The sequence below is a fragment of the Archangium sp. Cb G35 genome (assembly GCF_001896145.1).
Classification (GTDB): domain Bacteria; phylum Myxococcota; class Myxococcia; order Myxococcales; family Myxococcaceae; genus Archangium; species Archangium violaceum.
The window spans coordinates 129,022-143,429 of the sequence record NZ_MPOI01000003.1 but is presented as its reverse complement, the minus strand read 5'-3'; the positions used below and the strand labels follow the sequence as shown (position 1 = coordinate 143,429).

General features: G+C 68.6%; 10 protein-coding genes. 5 read left to right on the top strand and 5 right to left on the bottom strand.

Going from position 1 to position 14,408, the window contains the following annotated elements:
* Positions 1-19: 19 nt before the first annotated feature.
* The 4 genes from fghA to BO221_RS11085 all read right to left on the bottom strand — a co-directional run bounded on the left by fghA (position 20) and on the right by BO221_RS11085 (position 3,776).
* Complete coding sequence (gene fghA / locus BO221_RS11100) at positions 20-871, bottom strand: S-formylglutathione hydrolase (RefSeq protein WP_073560396.1); 852 nt, start codon at positions 869-871, stop codon at positions 20-22.
* Positions 871-1,980: an S-(hydroxymethyl)glutathione dehydrogenase/class III alcohol dehydrogenase gene (locus tag BO221_RS11095; RefSeq protein WP_073560395.1), complete on the bottom strand. Its 1,110-nt coding sequence runs from the start codon at positions 1,978-1,980 to the stop codon at positions 871-873. The genes fghA and BO221_RS11095 overlap by 1 nt, the downstream gene beginning before the upstream one ends.
* Before the next feature lie 484 nt (positions 1,981-2,464).
* Complete coding sequence (locus tag BO221_RS11090; RefSeq protein WP_143195389.1) at positions 2,465-2,761, bottom strand: hypothetical protein; 297 nt, start codon at positions 2,759-2,761, stop codon at positions 2,465-2,467.
* 379 nt (positions 2,762-3,140) lie between these two features.
* A complete protein-coding gene (locus BO221_RS11085; RefSeq protein WP_073560393.1) occupies positions 3,141-3,776 on the bottom strand; it encodes a CHRD domain-containing protein in 636 nt (211 codons plus the stop codon).
* A gap of 133 nt (positions 3,777-3,909) precedes the next feature.
* Here BO221_RS11085 and BO221_RS11080 point away from each other — a divergent pair, with 133 nt between their 5' ends.
* From BO221_RS11080 to BO221_RS11065, 4 genes are all read left to right on the top strand, one after another.
* Positions 3,910-4,794, top strand: a complete 885-nt coding sequence (locus BO221_RS11080) for a LysR family transcriptional regulator (RefSeq protein WP_073560392.1) — start codon at positions 3,910-3,912, stop codon at positions 4,792-4,794.
* 109 nt (positions 4,795-4,903) lie between these two features.
* Positions 4,904-10,210 (top strand): ATP-binding sensor histidine kinase, encoded by a 5,307-nt coding sequence (locus BO221_RS11075; protein ID WP_073560391.1) that lies wholly within the window; start codon positions 4,904-4,906, stop codon positions 10,208-10,210.
* 74 nt (positions 10,211-10,284) lie between these two features.
* Positions 10,285-11,091: a hypothetical protein gene (locus tag BO221_RS11070; RefSeq protein WP_143195388.1), complete on the top strand. Its 807-nt coding sequence runs from the start codon at positions 10,285-10,287 to the stop codon at positions 11,089-11,091.
* Entirely contained in the window at positions 11,088-12,107 is a 1,020-nt protein-coding gene (locus BO221_RS11065; RefSeq protein WP_233165902.1) for a type VI immunity family protein, read from the top strand. The genes BO221_RS11070 and BO221_RS11065 overlap by 4 nt, the downstream gene beginning before the upstream one ends.
* A gap of 7 nt (positions 12,108-12,114) precedes the next feature.
* Here the strand turns inward: BO221_RS11065 and BO221_RS11060 are convergent, their stop codons facing one another.
* On the bottom strand, positions 12,115-12,660 hold the full coding sequence (locus BO221_RS11060; protein WP_073560390.1) for a metal-dependent hydrolase: 546 nt from the start codon (positions 12,658-12,660) through the stop codon (positions 12,115-12,117).
* A gap of 84 nt (positions 12,661-12,744) precedes the next feature.
* On the opposite strand from BO221_RS11060, the gene BO221_RS11055 reads away from it, so the two are divergent.
* On the top strand, positions 12,745-14,397 hold the full coding sequence (locus tag BO221_RS11055) for an acyl-CoA synthetase (RefSeq protein ID WP_198956096.1): 1,653 nt from the start codon (positions 12,745-12,747) through the stop codon (positions 14,395-14,397).
* The last annotated feature ends 11 nt before the right edge of the window (positions 14,398-14,408 follow it).

The window sequence follows — 14,408 nt, the reverse complement described above, 5'->3', positions numbered from 1 at the left end:
GCTCATGCACTCCACGATTTCAGGCGGTTAGCGCCGCGGCGTGGTGCCGCAGGTGGTCCGCCATGAAGGTCGAGACGAAGTAGTAGCCGTGGTCGTATCCGTCCTGGGAGCGGAGCGTCAGGGGCTGCCCCGCCTGCTCGCAGGCATCGCGGAGGAACTCGGGTTTGAGCTGGTCCCCGAGGAACTTGTCACGCGTGCCCTGATCCACCAGCAGTGGGGGAAGACGCGTACCCGCCGAGCGGATGAGCTCGGTGGTGTCCCACTGCTTCCAGGCCTCGGAGTCGGCCCCGAAGTAGGTGCGGAAGGCCTTCTGTCCCCAGGGCACGCGCATGGGCGCGCAGATGGGGGCGAAGGCGGACACGGAGCGGTAGCGGCCAGGCTGGCGCAGGGCGCACACGAGGGCGCCATGTCCTCCCATGGAGTGGCCGAAGATGCCCTCGCGGTCCATGCGGGCGGGGAAGTGCTTGCCGATGAGCCCGGGCAGCTCCTGGGTGACGTAGCTGAACATGCGGAAGCGCGAGGCCCAGGGCGCCTGGGTCGCATCCACATAGAAGCCAGCGGCGGTGCCCACCTCCCAGTCTGCGCTCTCGTTCGGAATGCCGGTGTCGCGCGGGCTGGTGTCGGGGACCACGAGCATCACTCCCAGCTCGGCGGCGAGCCGTTGCGCGCCCCCTTTGATCTGGAAGGTCTCCTCGGTGCAGGTGAGGCCCGAGAGGAAGTAGAGCACGGGCACCTTGCCCGTCTGGGCCTGGGGGGGCACGTAGACGGAGAAGCGCATCTCGCCGCCGCACACCGCCGAGTCGTGGCGGTAGAAGGCGACGGTGCCTCCGAAGCAGCGGTGCTCGGAGGCCAGCCGGAGGGTCGTGTCCATCAGTACTTCACCACGGCGCGGATGGACTCGCCCTTGTGCATCAGGTCGAAGCCCTCGTTGATGCGCTCCAGCGGCAGCGTGTGGGTGATGAGCGGGTCGATCGAGATCTTCCCGTCCATGTACCAGTCGACGATGCGGGGCACGTCGGTGCGGCCGCGCGCGCCGCCGAAGGCACTGCCCTTCCACACGCGCCCGGTGACGAGCTGGAAGGGACGGGTGCTGATCTCCTGCCCGGCCGCCGCCACGCCGATGATGATGCTCTCGCCCCAGCCGCGGTGGCAGCACTCGAGTGCCTGCCGCATGGTCGTCACGTTGCCGATGCACTCGAAGCTGTAGTCGGCGCCGCCGCCCGTGAGGTTGACGAGGTAGGGCACCAGGTCCGCGCCCACCTCCTTCGGGTTGACGAAGTGGGTCATACCGAACTTCTCGGCCATCTCGCGCCGGGCGGGGTTGAGGTCCACGCCGACGATCTGATCCGCGCCCACCATGCGGCAGGCCTGCACCACGTTGAGGCCGATGCCGCCCAGGCCGAAGACGACCACGCGCGCGCCCGCCTCCACCTTCGCGGTGTAGATGACGGCGCCGATGCCCGTGGTCACCCCGCAGCCGATGTAGCAGACCTTCTCGAAGGGCGCGTCCTCGCGAATCTTCGCCACGGCGATCTCCGGGAGCACCGTGTGGGTCGCGAAGGTGGACGTGCCCATGTAGTGGTGGACGGGGTCCTTGCCGATCCGGAAGCGGCTGGTGCCGTCCGGCATGAGGCCCTTGCCCTGCGTGGCGCGGATGGCCGTACAGAGGTTCGTCTTCTGCGACAGGCACGACTTACACTGGCGGCACTCGGGCGTGTAGAGCGGGATGACGTGGTCACCCTTCTTCAACGAGGTGACGCCGGGGCCCACGTCCACCACCACGCCCGCGCCCTCGTGGCCGAGGATGCTGGGGAACAGTCCCTCCGGATCCTTGCCCGAGAGCGTGTACGCGTCCGTGTGGCAGATGCCCGTGGCCTTCAGCTCGATGAGGACCTCGCCGGCCTTGGGGCCTTCGAGGTGCACCGTCTCGATGCGAAGGGGCTTACCGGGTTCGAATGCCACCGCTGCCTTGATGTCCATGCTCGTGTCCTCCAGGGATGTAGCGGGTTGAGTCGGACGGTAGCTAGCACGCGAGAGGCCTCGTGGGTGCACCGGCCGAAGAATTGCGCTTCCCGGCAGTCGCGGTAACACATGGTGGGATTGGCTGGTCATCGAAGTAACACTGGACGAGGCGCATGAGCGGCGTGGCCGACAGAACGAGGGCAGTGGAGCGGCCCGGCGGGACGAGTGTCCTGCTGGTGGCGCTGCTGCTCGCCGTGTCGGCCTCCGGGTGCGGCCAGCTGAACGATTCCATTGATTCCCTCACCCTCCGGTTGGAGGAGTGGGACCGGCACCGGCACGGCACCGCCGGGAAGTCCGGACAGGGCACGGCTCTCCCGCACCAGGCCTCGGTGCGTGAGTGGGAGCCGGAGCCCACGCAGCGCTCCGCCCGGGTCCGGGGAGCGCTCATCGCGGGTCTCGCGGTCAGCCGCGCGGACATTCCGCCCACAGGGGGCACCGGGCTTCACCGGTCCCCGCCGGGCCAGGAGGCACCGCCTCCGAGGCAGGCCCGGAGACTCGAGTCCCCGCAGGTGAAGACGGGACTCACACCCGGTGCCGGGTCCGCCCTGGCGCGGACACGGGTCGCCGCGCCCAGGGACCTGGCGCGGCCGCCGGCCTCCTCCGGTTCGCGGCCGGTGAAGGCCATCCGTCTGGCAGTCAGCGTGAGCGCGCCGCGGCTGCAAGGCGTCGTCCGTGGCAGGTGGGTGCACTCCACCGAGCCGTCGGACACCGTGGAGCGCCCGCTGATGGGCACTCCCACCCCTCCGCCACTCCTCGCGCACCGTGGAACCCCCAGGACACCGGGTGGAACAGCGGGCGTGGAGGGGCCGTGGAGACGCTCACCTGAAGCGGTGGGACGTCCCCCGGGCCCAGAGGAGACCCCGCCACATTCCGTGGCCTGGGGAACCGTGGGAGGGCTCGTGCTCGCGCACGGGCCCGAGGGCCCACCGTCTCGCGCATACCGCGAATGGGACTCCGGACCGCCTCCGCGTGGGCGTGTTCAGGGTGGCCTGGAGCGACGCGCTCGGGACGACCACCAGATACATCGCGTCCGCCCTCCGCGTGGAGATCGCGCTGAATTCAGCGCCACACGGCCCATTGCGGGCCCGTGCGGTGCCGTACCTGCCTGTCCTGGAGGGCTAGTCCTTCGCGGGGTAGAGCTGGCCGCGCATCTCCCCGTAATAGGTGTGCGCCTTCGTATGGAGGTTGAAATAGAGCACTCCCTTTCTCGCCAGGTACTCGAGCCCGGAGAGCGTCTTGACCTGTCCCGGGAGTCCCAGTTCGGATGGGCAGCCCTCGGGTAGCGAGGGTTTGAGGCCCGGCATATCCTTGACGAAGACGACGTTCTTGTTGGTGAGCTCCACGGAGAACCTGCCATCGGTGAACTTCTTCGCCGGACTGCCAGCTTCACCGAAGTCCACGATGATGGGGCCCAGCACTCCCGGCGGGCCGCAGTGGATGTGGAACATGACGATGTCGGCGGGGTTCACTCCTTGGATCTCGACTTCGACATAGGCCTTGCTCAGGTCGCGGGCGAACCGCAGCTGCCCATGCCCCCGGGACTTCCGCTGCTCGCGGGGCGTCGAGGGGGCCGTGGCGCCGAGGCTCTTCTCCAGCGGTTTGGGGACCTCCGACTCCTCACCGGGCTCCTGGGCGGGGCTCAGGAAGGCCTCGTAGACGGTGAAGGTCGTCGCGCCGAGGGCCGGGTCCTTGGCGTGGGCGGGCAGGGTGGACAGCGCGAGGGCGAAGGCAAGGGCCGTGGTGGGTGTACGCATGGGGCGTTCCTCCTGGAAGGGACGCCTTTCTTCGTAGCTCCCTCCAGGCGCGGCCGATGGCCGCAGACGGACAGGGGGTGGCCACTCCCTGCACAGCGTCGGGCGCCGGAGTCCCAGGCAGCGAGGCAAGAGCATGGATCTGGAAGAGTTGCGTGCTTTTCTCGACGTCGTGCACACGGGCTCGTTCCTGGCCGCAGCGGAGTCCCTGGGCGTGTCGCGCACCACCCTGCGGCGCCGCGTCGAGGCGCTCGAGGCACGGGCCGGCGTGCCGCTCCTCAAGAGCACGGCCCAGGGCATCATCCTGACGGAAGCCGGTGAGGTGCTCGCCCGGCGCGGACGCGTCATGATGCAGGAGACGAGCGCGCTGCTGTCGTCCATCCGCGAGGTGGGCCAGGCGCCCTCGGGGGTGCTCCGGCTGGTGCTGCCCGTGGGGCTGCCACCGCATCTGCTCACGCCCGTCTTCGGGCTGTTGCGGAGCACCTGGCCGCTGCTGCGCGTCCATGCCCGTTTCAGCGGAGATCCCCTGGGCGAGCCGCTGGATGGCGTGGACATGGCCGTCCACTTCGGGGAGGACATGCCCCGGGGGCCCTGGCTCTCCCACGTGGTGATGCGTGTGCGGGAGGGGCTCTTCGCCAGCGGGGAGTACCTGCGGCGGCGGGGAACCCCGGGCTCGCTCCAGGAGCTACAGGGCCACGAGCTCTTCTCCTGGGAGGCCCCGGGGGACGATGCGCACTCCTGGCCCACCCTCCGGGGCGCCACCTTCACCGTCGCCCCGGCGCTCGTTACACCGGACATCCATCTGATCCGCTCCTGCTGCCTCGCGGGGCTGGGAATCGGCCTGGTGCCCAGCGTCGAGCTGGAGGACCCGGGCATCCCGGCGGACTCGTTGGTGCCCGTACTGCCCGAGTTGGTGGGGCGGGAGCGCCCGGTGAGAATCAGCGTCCCCGAGGCGCTCGCCGAGATTCCAAAAATCAAATGGGTGCTTTCGCATATCCGCCAGTTCCTGGAGCCTCTGTGACGGGGGGCCGGGCGGACCAGGGGCTCGGGGGGAGCCGCGAGAGCAGCACGCCGGAGGTGATATGGTGTCCCATGGCTCTACGCCTCAGAGAAGAGCAGGGCCCGACCTCATGAGCATCACGTCTCTCCTCCTCCCCGGGTACAGGCTCCTGGGCCGCTTTCAAGAGACGGCGACGAGCCTTCTCTTCCGCGCGGTCCGTGAGGCGGATGGGCTACCCGTCATCATCAAGGCGCCCCGCTCCTGGCCCGTCGGCGCCCGCGAGCGTGCCCGCTACCGGCGCGAGTACGAGCTGTTGCGCCACCTCAAGGGCATACCCGGAGTGCTCACCGCCCACGCACTCGAGGTGTTCCAGGAGCGGCCCATCCTCGTGCTGGAGGACGTGGGGGGCAAGGCCCTCTCGGAGCAGGGGAGCAAGGCCCTGGAGCCGTCCCGCTTCCTCACCTGGGCCCCCTCCCTGGTGGCCACCCTGGGGGAGGTCCACCGGCGCGGCGTCATCCACAAGGACATCAAGCCCGGCAACATCCTCGTCTCGCCCTCGGGGAAGGCCTGGCTCATCGACTTCGGCATCGCCACCCTGCAGCGGGTGGAGCACGTGGAGGTCGTCCTCCAGCAGCCGCTCGCCGAGGGAACTCCGGCCTACATGTCCCCGGAGCAGTCGGGGCGGATGAACCGCGCGGTGGACTACCGCACGGACTTCTATTCACTCGGGGTGTCCTTCTACGAGGTGCTGACGGGGCGGCTGCCCTTCCGCGGGCAGGACATGCTGGAGTGGTTCCACGCGCACCTGGCCCAGGCCCCGGTGCCTCCGCACCAGGTGGTGCCGTCCATTCCCCCCGCGCTCTCGGCGGTGGTGATGAAGCTGTTGGCCAAGGTGGCCGAGGAGCGCTACCAGAGCGCCGAGGGGCTGCGGGCGGACCTGGAGCAGTGCCAGGAGGCGCTGCGGCTCGGCTCGCTGGAGACCTTTCCCCTGGGCAGCCGGGACGTCCCCGCCCGCTTCCAGCTCCCCCAGCGGTTGTACGGCCGCGAGGCGGAGGTGGAAGCCCTGCTGAAGGCCTTCGAGCGGGTGTCGCTCTCGGGGCGCACCGAGTGGGTGCTCGTGCGGGGCTACTCCGGCATCGGCAAGTCCGCCGCCGTCCGCGAGCTGCACCGCCCCGTGCTGCGGCGGCGCGGCTTCTTCCTCAGCGGCAAGTTCGACCAGCTCCAGCACGACGTTCCGTATTCCACCCTGGCGCGGGCCTTCCAGGAGCTGGTGCAGCAACTGCTGGCCGGCAGCGACGAGGAGGTGGCGGTCTGGCGCCAGCGGCTGCTGGAGGCGTGGGAGGGCAACGGCCAGTTGCTGGTGGACCTGGTGCCCCAGCTCGAGCGCGTCGCCGGCAAGCAGCCCGTCCTCCCCGAGCTGCCCCCCTTCGAGGCGCGCGACCGCTTCAACCGCGTCTTCCAGCGCTTCCTCGGCGTCTTCGCCAGCCTCGAGCGTCCCCTCGTCCTCTTCCTGGATGACCTGCAGTGGGCGGACCCGGCCAGCCTGGAGCTGCTGCGGTACATCGCCACGGACCCGGAGACGCCGCCCGTGTTGTTGATTGGCGCCTTCCGGGACAACGAGGTGAGCCCCTCGCACCCGTTGGCGCGGACCCTGGTGGAGGTCCGCGCGAGCGGGACGCGGGTGAGGGACATCTACCTGGGCCCGCTGACGCTGGAGCACACGCGGCGGCTGGTGGCCGATGCCTTTCCCGGGGCCGGGCAGGAGCTGGTGGTGCCCCTGGCGTCGCTCGTCCAGGAGAAGACGGGCGGCAACCCCTTCTTCCTCCTTCAGTGGGTGCAGGCGCTCCACCAGGACGGACTGGTGGTGCGGGCCCCGGAGGGCGGCTGGCGCTGGGACGCCGCGGGTGTCCGGGCCCGGGGCTACTCGGACAACGTCATCGACTTCATGGTGGGCCGCCTGCTGCAGTTGCCGGAGCAGACCCGGCAGATGCTCAGCCTGGCGGCGTGCATGGGCAATTCCTTCGCCCTGCTCAAGCTGGCCTTCCTCTCCCACCAGGACAGCTCCCAGGTGGAGCAGGACCTGGAGCCCGCGCTCCAGGAGGAGTTGCTGGTGCGGGCGGATGCCGAGCGGTACCGCTTCGCGCACGACCGCATCCAGCAGGCGGCCTATGCCCTCATCCCCGAGCAGGAGCGCAAGGCCGTCCACCTGCGCGTGGGCCGGCTGCTGTTGGAGCGGCTGTCACCCGAGGAGCTGCGCGAGCGGCTCTTCGAGGTGGTGAGCCACCTCAACATGGGCGTGGAGCTGATGCGGGACGACTCGGAGCGCTCCCACCTGGCGTACCTGAACGCCGAAGCGGGCTGGAAGGCCAAGGCCTCCAGCGCCCACCGCTCGGCGGTGACGTGCTTCGACACGGCCTTCTCCCTGCTGCCCGGCAACCCCTGGGAGACGGACAGGGCCATGGCCTTCAAGCTGCGCCTGACCCAGGCGAGCAGCGAGGTGATGAGCGGCAACGCCTCCGAGGCGCGCCGGTTGGTGGACGGCGCGCTGCCCTGGGCCCGCACGCGCTCGGAGATGGCGAAGGCCTACCGCTTCAAGAGCGATCTGCTCCTCTCCTCCAGTGACGCGGAGGGCGCCGTCGCCTGTCTGCTGGAGTGCCTGGAGAAGTTCGGCATGCCCCTGCCGCTGGAGCCCTCCTGGGAGGAGGTGGTGGCGGCCCACGAGGAGGCGTGGTCCCTGCTCCACGCGCGTCCCCTGGAGAGCTTCCTCTCGCTGCCGGCCCTGACGGATCCGGACATGAGGGCGGTCCTGGGCGTCCTCGCGGCCCTGTACGCGCCGGCCTTCTTCAGCCGGAGGAACCTGCACGTCCTGCACATCTGCCGCATGGTGACGCTCTCCATCCGGCATGGGCATGTGGATGCTTCCGCGCACGCCTACGCGTGGTTCGGCTTCCTGAGCAGCAACGTCTTCAAGCGCTACCGCGAGGGGCTGGCCATCAGCGACTTCGCGTGCAGGCTCGCCGAGCGGCAGGGCAGCACCACCTTCCAGGGCGAGGCCCTCCACGCCCGGTCCATGAACGGCGTCTGGGTGGGCCCGTTGTCCTCCTCGCGGGATCTCATCCACAAGGCCATCCAGCAGTCGTCCCAGGCGGGGGCCTTCCGCAATGCCAGCCTCTGTTTCAACCACAGCACGCTGATTCCCCTCGTCATGGGGCGCGAACTGGAGGAGGTCCGCCGGGAAGCCCTGGTGGGCTTCGACTTCGCCTCCAAGGTGTTGTTCTGGGACGTCATCCAGATGATGCGCGTCTTCCTGCGGCTCGTGGCGCAGCTGCAGGGGCGCTCCGAATCCTTCTCCTCGTTGAACGGAGAGGGTTTCGACGAGGCGGCCTTCGAGGCGAGGCTGGCCGCGGGAAGCCTGATTCCCCTGCGCTCCAGCTACGCCATCGTGAAGATGATGTCGCGCTTCATGTGCGGCGCGTACGAGCAGGCGCGGCAGGCGGCCGAGAGCGTCAAGGGGCTGCTCTGGTCCACGATCGGCCAGCTCTACTACTACCTGTACGTGCTGTACGAGGCGCTGACCCTGGCGGCGTGCTGCCGGGATGCTCCGCCGGCGCGGCGGCTCGAGTACCTGGAAACCATCGGACAGCACCACCGGCAACTGGCGGAGTGGGCGGGGAACTGTCCGGAGAACTTCCGCGCGGCCGAGCGGCTGGTGGCCGCGGAGCTGGCGCGTCTGGCGGGAGAACCGGACAAGGCCCACCGCGCCTACGAGGAGGCACTCCAGTCCGCCCGCGAGCAGGGCTCCCTGCAGAGCGCGGCCCTGATCTGTGAGCTGGCCGCGGGCTTCTGGAAGGAGCGGGGGATGTCCACCACCGCGCTCCTCTTCGCCCGGGAGGCCCGCGAGGCCTGGGCGCAATGGGGGGCCGCGGCCAAGGTGCGGCACCTGGACGAGCAGTGGCCGTCCCTGGCCTCGCCCAAGGTGGGGCTCCAGGAATCCGATACCAGCTACGACACGAATTCCAACCACCTGGATGCGCTCACGGTGGTGAAGGCCCAGCAGGCCATCTCCAGTGAGATCGTCCTGGAGCGGCTGGTGGACACGCTCATCCGCGTGGCGCTGGAGACGGCCGGTGCCCAGCGCGGCGCGCTCCTGTTGTTGCGGCAGGACACGTTGGAGGTGGCGGCCATCGTGGACGCCACCCCGGGCCGGGCTCCCCTCCCCGAGGATCCCGCCCGGCGGCTGCCCTGGACGCTGCTGACGTACGTGCGGCGCTCGGGCTCGCATGTGCTCCTCAATGACATCTCCCAGCCCCACGCCTTCTCCAACGATCCCTACTTCTCCCACGGGGCGGCCCGCTGCCTGCTGTGCCTGCCCCTGGGCCGTGGGGAGGCGCTCGGCGGAGTGCTGTACCTGGAGAACGACCTGACCACCGAGGCCTTCTCCCCGAGCCGCATCTCGTTGCTCAAACACATCGCCTCGCAGGCATCCATCTCCGTGGAGAACGCGCGCCTGTACGAGGAGGTGCGGCGGGCCGAGACGGCGCTGCGCCAGTCCAATGACGAGCTGGAGCGGCGCGTGGAGGCGCGCACGCGCGAGCTGAAGCAGGCGCAGGCCCACCTGATGGAGACGGCGCGCGTGGTGGGCATGGAGGAGATCGCCTCCAACATCCTCCACGACGCGGGCAATGCCCTCACGAGCGTGGTGGTGGACTCGGACCTGCTGCGCAGGACGGTGGAGGAGTCGCGGGTGGGCCGGGTGAAGCAGGTGGTGGAGATGATGGATGCGCGGCGCGAGGACCTGGGGGACTTCCTCTCCCGGGACCCGCGCGGCGCCCTCCTGCCGTCCTACCTCTCCGGGCTCGCGGACGAGCTGCTGGGAGAGCAGGCGGTGCTGCGGCAGGGCCTGGAGGACCTGGATGGGCACGTGGAGCGGGTGCGGACCATCATCCAGATGCAGCGCACCTACGCGAAGTCCACGCTGCTGGCGGACGAGTGCGACCTGGGCGGGCTGGTGGAGGAAGCCCTGCGCATCCACCAGGTGGCCTCGCGTCAGTCCCCGGTCCAGGTGTCGAAGGAACTCGCGGCGCTGCCTCCGGTGAGGGTGGACCGGCATCGGATGTTGCAGATCCTCCTCAACCTGCTCAGCAACGCGCGCAGTGCGTTGGATCCCATCCCCGAGGCGCAGCGCTACCTGGGGGTGCGGATGGAAGTGGAGGGCGGCTGGGTCCGCATCCAGGTGGTGGACAACGGCGAGGGCCTGGCTCCGGAGGTGCGCGAGCGTTTGTTCACGCAGGGCTTCAGCACGCGCAAGGATGGTTATGGCTACGGCCTGCACGCCAGCGCGCTGGCGGCCCGCCTCATGGGTGGACGGCTGACCTTGGAGAGCGAGGGACCGGGGAAGGGCGCTACCGCCACCCTCGAGCTTCCCTTCACGCGTTAGGGTGGAGGACCACGTTCATGGTTCCAGGGCGTATCTTGTTCTCACGCCTCGCTGGCATTCCGAGCAGTCGCTCCGTGGCTGGCGGCTGGCTTTCTTCGACTCCGCTCCTGCTCCTCGTGTCGTGTGCCATTTCTCCTGGTGTTCCGAGCCGGTACAACCAGTCGTGTTCGACTCCGGCCGGCGCTGCCATCTGCAACGCATCGGCGCCCACCAGCACTGGGGAAATTCTCATCCCGGCAGCAGGTAGAGCGACTCAGGCCATCAGAACCTCCGTACGAGCCGTCGAGGCAATCCAGGGCTACATCACGCTCGAAAGATTGCTGACCGAGGCTGAAGTGGCCGAAGTGGAGGACATCCTGAAGGACTGTGCGAAGCAGGCCGAGGCGGACGTCAACCAGGCAGCCCAGAAGCGCGAGGACATCGGACGATTCACGAATGGTCAGTTCCCGAACGAGAATGAATGCAACAGGGTCCTCCGCATCGAAGGCGATGAGGAAGTGACGCTCGCCAGGGAACTCGGGCGTCTGAAACATTCGGCTGCCTTCGATTGCGTGAAGGCACGTCTCTCTCCAAGGTTTCCGGACAATTTCTCCATCGAGCCCAGGTACCGGAGAGATCCAGACCCGGGCACGAGTGGTTATGTTCTGACCGACCGGAAGATCGGTTCCCTCAAGCCGGACTTCGTCCTGCACTTCACGCGGAACGCGACCCGGATCCAGTGCGTCTTTGATTTCAAATTTCCATGTCTTCCCAAACGGATGGGAAACCCGCTGGGCGACCCGGATATCCTCCAGCAACTTCTGAGCTACAAACCCTTGAGCATGGAATGCCAGCCAGCGGTTGTGACTCCTCAGATGGGCATGACTCATCTACCGCCATGATGCACCGCTACCCTCGAATCCGTCCCGTGGGCGTTCCTCCCGGGGCGGGGGCGTGCGGCGAGGAGTTGCTCGCCCGTGAAGTTGTCCGGCTCGCCTTCTATCTGCCGTACGATCATCCGGACATCGCCTCGGGCGTCAGCCTTGCCCTGGACAGCTACATGCGGGCGGTGGGGGAAGGTTCCGCGACCATCCACGAGGCTTTCGTCGATGACGATGAGGGAGCGCCTCTTTCACCGGAACGTTGGCAGTCGATCCGCCAGCGTCTCCGGCCCGAGCGCCACTGGCGCTTCGCTGACGACTACAGCGAGTCCTACGCGAATCGCGTGGAGAAGAGACGTTATGAGACGCAGCTCTTCCTCGAGGGAGGTAGCGCTCGGAATGGCTACAGCTTCCGGTATCGAGCGCGCATCCCATGGCGGGAGCCTGCTTCGAACAAGGTGAGTCTGCTGACGGCGACTGTTCCCACCGAGTTCCTGGAGACCCACGGGCCTGCCCACGTGGCCGGGCTCGCTCGCACGATGGCTTCCCAGCTTCGATTCGCCACGGGGCATGCAGGCCTCGCCCTTCAACTCTATTGGCCCTTGAGATCCACGGATGCCGCTCTTCGTGCCGCGGCCTTCCGGTATCCAGGTATCGATCTGCGCCCGGCCTGGCTTTGGGAAGAGGATGTGGGCCTCCACGTGGATGGTGTCCACTGGCTGAATTTTTTCGCTCCCTCCGTGCTCGGGACGCCTGGCGGAGCGCGGGGCCTCCGGGAGCGGCTCCGCTCCGAAAGCATACGTGTGGAGACGCTCGATGGAGACCGTGTGCTCGTCACACTGGGGGAATGGCCTGAGTCGGGTGATTTGGAGCGGGGGCTGACCCTGCCTGCCTACCGGGAGCTTGCACTCGTCCTCAGGCCACTGCTCGAACCCCTGGAGCGGTCATCTCCCAACACCTGGATGGCCGCAGGGAACTCCCTCATGGGCTTCACGGAGGAAGAGGCCCTGAGGTGGTGGCTCCGCTTCCTCGACTGAGCACGAATCAGGGCTGGGATGGGCTATCGGGCCTGCCCTCGCCGAGGAAGCGGGCCCGGAGGGTGCGCACCACCTCCGCGTCCCAGCGCGTGGAGAGCAGCTCCACGGCGGTGCGCCGGTAGCGCAGTGCACACGCGAGGCACACCAGCGTGGCCGCCAGGCCGATGACACTGTTCTGCCAGGAGGCCAGATCCCACTGGCCGTCCCAGAACCACTCGCGCAGGCTGGTGGGCCAGAAGTACCAGATGGGCCAACCCGGGCCGCTGCCCGCGAGGTCACACAGCAGGTGGAGGTGGAAGGTCAGCAACGCCAGCAGCCCCACCTGGAGCCGCTGCCGCGCCAGCGCCACGCATACCCCCGCCGTCACCAGCGCTCCCACGTACCCGTGGAAGATGAGGTGGTGGTAGCGCGCGTACAGCTCGCCCCCGCCGAGAATCGTCAGCCCATCCAGGTCCGGCGCCAGCCCCGCGCACACCACGAGCACCCGGTCCCTCCGCGCCTCCAGGCGTTGTGTCACCAACCAGGACAGCTCGGCGTGCACGATGGGATTCATGTGGACATTCTGGTGCCCGGAGCCCGTGCTTTGCCAGCCCGTGCCGTGGCAGGCTCGCGGCGTCCTTCACTCCAGGAGCGAGTCATGTCCACACCCTCTCCGCGCAACATGACCGACTACGAGGCCACCCACCGGGCCTTCCAGTGGGAGCGCCCCGAGTACTTCAACTTCGCCGCCGACTTCGTCGACCGCTGGGCCTCCGAGCGTCCCGATGCCCCCGCCCTTCAGTGGAGTGACGAGGCGGGACACTCGCGGCTCTTCACGTGGAAGGACGTGAAACAGCACTCGCTGCACGCCGCGCAGTTCCTCACCAGCCAGGGCCTGCACAAGGGCGACCGCGTCTTCGTGATGATGCCGCGCATTCCGGAGTGGTGGTTCCTCGTGCTGGGCTGCATCCGCGCGGGCATCGTCTTCATGCCCGGTACGCCCATGCTCACCGCCAAGGACATCCGCTACCGGCTGCTGGCCGCGGATGCCAACGGCGTCATCGCCGACACGAGCTGCCTGGACAGATTCGAGGGCCTGGCGGGCACGGGCCGCGTGGAGACGTGGGTGGCCGTGGGCAACGCGCCCTCGCCCTGGGTGTCCTACGCGCCGGGCTCCGCGGGCACCGGCCAGCACGGTGGGAACTTCGAGCGCACGCGGGCGGACGACCCGATGCTCATCTATTTCACCTCGGGCACCACGGGCATGCCGAAGATGGTGCAGCACACGCAGGCCAGCTACGGCCTGGGGCATCAGATCACCGGCCGCTACTGGCTGGACCTGACCCCCGAGGACCGGCACCTGACGCTGTCGGACACCGGCTGGGCCAAGTGCGCGTGGGGCAAGCTGTTCGGCCCGTGGAGCCAGGGCGCGTGCAACGTGGTGTACGACTATCGGGGACGCTTCGACGCCGCGCGCATCCTCCGGATGCTCGAGCAGCAACGGGTGACGACGTTCTGCGCGCCGCCCACGGCGTGGCGGGCCCTCGTGTTGCAGGACCTGTCGCAGTACGACCTGTCCTCCATCCGGCACGCGCTGAGCGCGGGCGAGCCACTCAACCCCGAGGTCATCGACACCTGGAAGCAGGCCACGGGGCTGCACATCCGCGAGGGCTACGGGCAGACGGAGTCCGTGGTGGTGGTGGGCATGTTCCCCGCGCTGGAGCCGAAGGCGGGCTCCATGGGCAAGCCGTCGCCGGGCTTCGACGTGTCCGTCATCGACGGTGAGGGGAAGGAAGTCCCCACCGGCCAGGAGGGAGACATCGCCGTGAGGGTGAAGCCGGTGCCGCCGGTGGGCCTCTTCACGGGTTACCTCAACGACGACTCGGCGAATCTGGCGGCCTTCCGGGGCGATTGGTACGTGACGGGAGACCGGGCGGTGAAGGACGCGGACGGCTACCTCTGGTTCGTGGGGCGCAGTGATGACGTCATCAAGACGTCTGGCTACCGCGTGGGCCCCTTCGAGGTGGAATCGGCGCTGCTGGAGCACGCGGCGGTGGCGGAGTCTGCGGTGGTGGGGGTCCCGGACGAGCGCATCGGCCAGCGCATCAAGGCCTACGTGGTGCTGGCGCCGGGGTTCACCGGCTCGGAGAAGCTCGCCGAGGAGCTCCAGGAGCATGTGAAGAAGACGACGGCCCCGTACAAGTACCCGCGGGACATCGAGTTCGTTACGGAGCTGCCCAAGACGGTGAGCGGGAAGATCCGCCGCACGGAGCTGCGGGCCATGTCGCAGCAGCCCGCCAAGAAGGACTGAACCTTCTTCTC

What these genes read in the sequence shown, in the direction of transcription:
- fghA (WP_073560396.1), bottom strand. Translation starts at nt 871, where the DNA reads ATGGACACGACCCTCCGGCTGGCCTCCGAGCACCGCTGCTTCGGAGGC.
- BO221_RS11085 (WP_073560393.1), bottom strand. Translation starts at nt 3,776, where the DNA reads ATGCGTACACCCACCACGGCCCTTGCCTTCGCCCTCGCGCTGTCCACC.
- BO221_RS11060 (WP_073560390.1), bottom strand. Translation starts at nt 12,660, where the DNA reads ATGAATCCCATCGTGCACGCCGAGCTGTCCTGGTTGGTGACACAACGC.
- BO221_RS11095 (WP_073560395.1), bottom strand. Translation starts at nt 1,980, where the DNA reads ATGGACATCAAGGCAGCGGTGGCATTCGAACCCGGTAAGCCCCTTCGC.
- BO221_RS11080 (WP_073560392.1), top strand. Translation starts at nt 3,910, where the DNA reads ATGGATCTGGAAGAGTTGCGTGCTTTTCTCGACGTCGTGCACACGGGC.
- BO221_RS11075 (WP_073560391.1), top strand. Translation starts at nt 4,904, where the DNA reads ATGAGCATCACGTCTCTCCTCCTCCCCGGGTACAGGCTCCTGGGCCGC.
- BO221_RS11065 (WP_233165902.1), top strand. Translation starts at nt 11,088, where the DNA reads ATGATGCACCGCTACCCTCGAATCCGTCCCGTGGGCGTTCCTCCCGGG.
- BO221_RS11055 (WP_198956096.1), top strand. Translation starts at nt 12,745, where the DNA reads ATGTCCACACCCTCTCCGCGCAACATGACCGACTACGAGGCCACCCAC.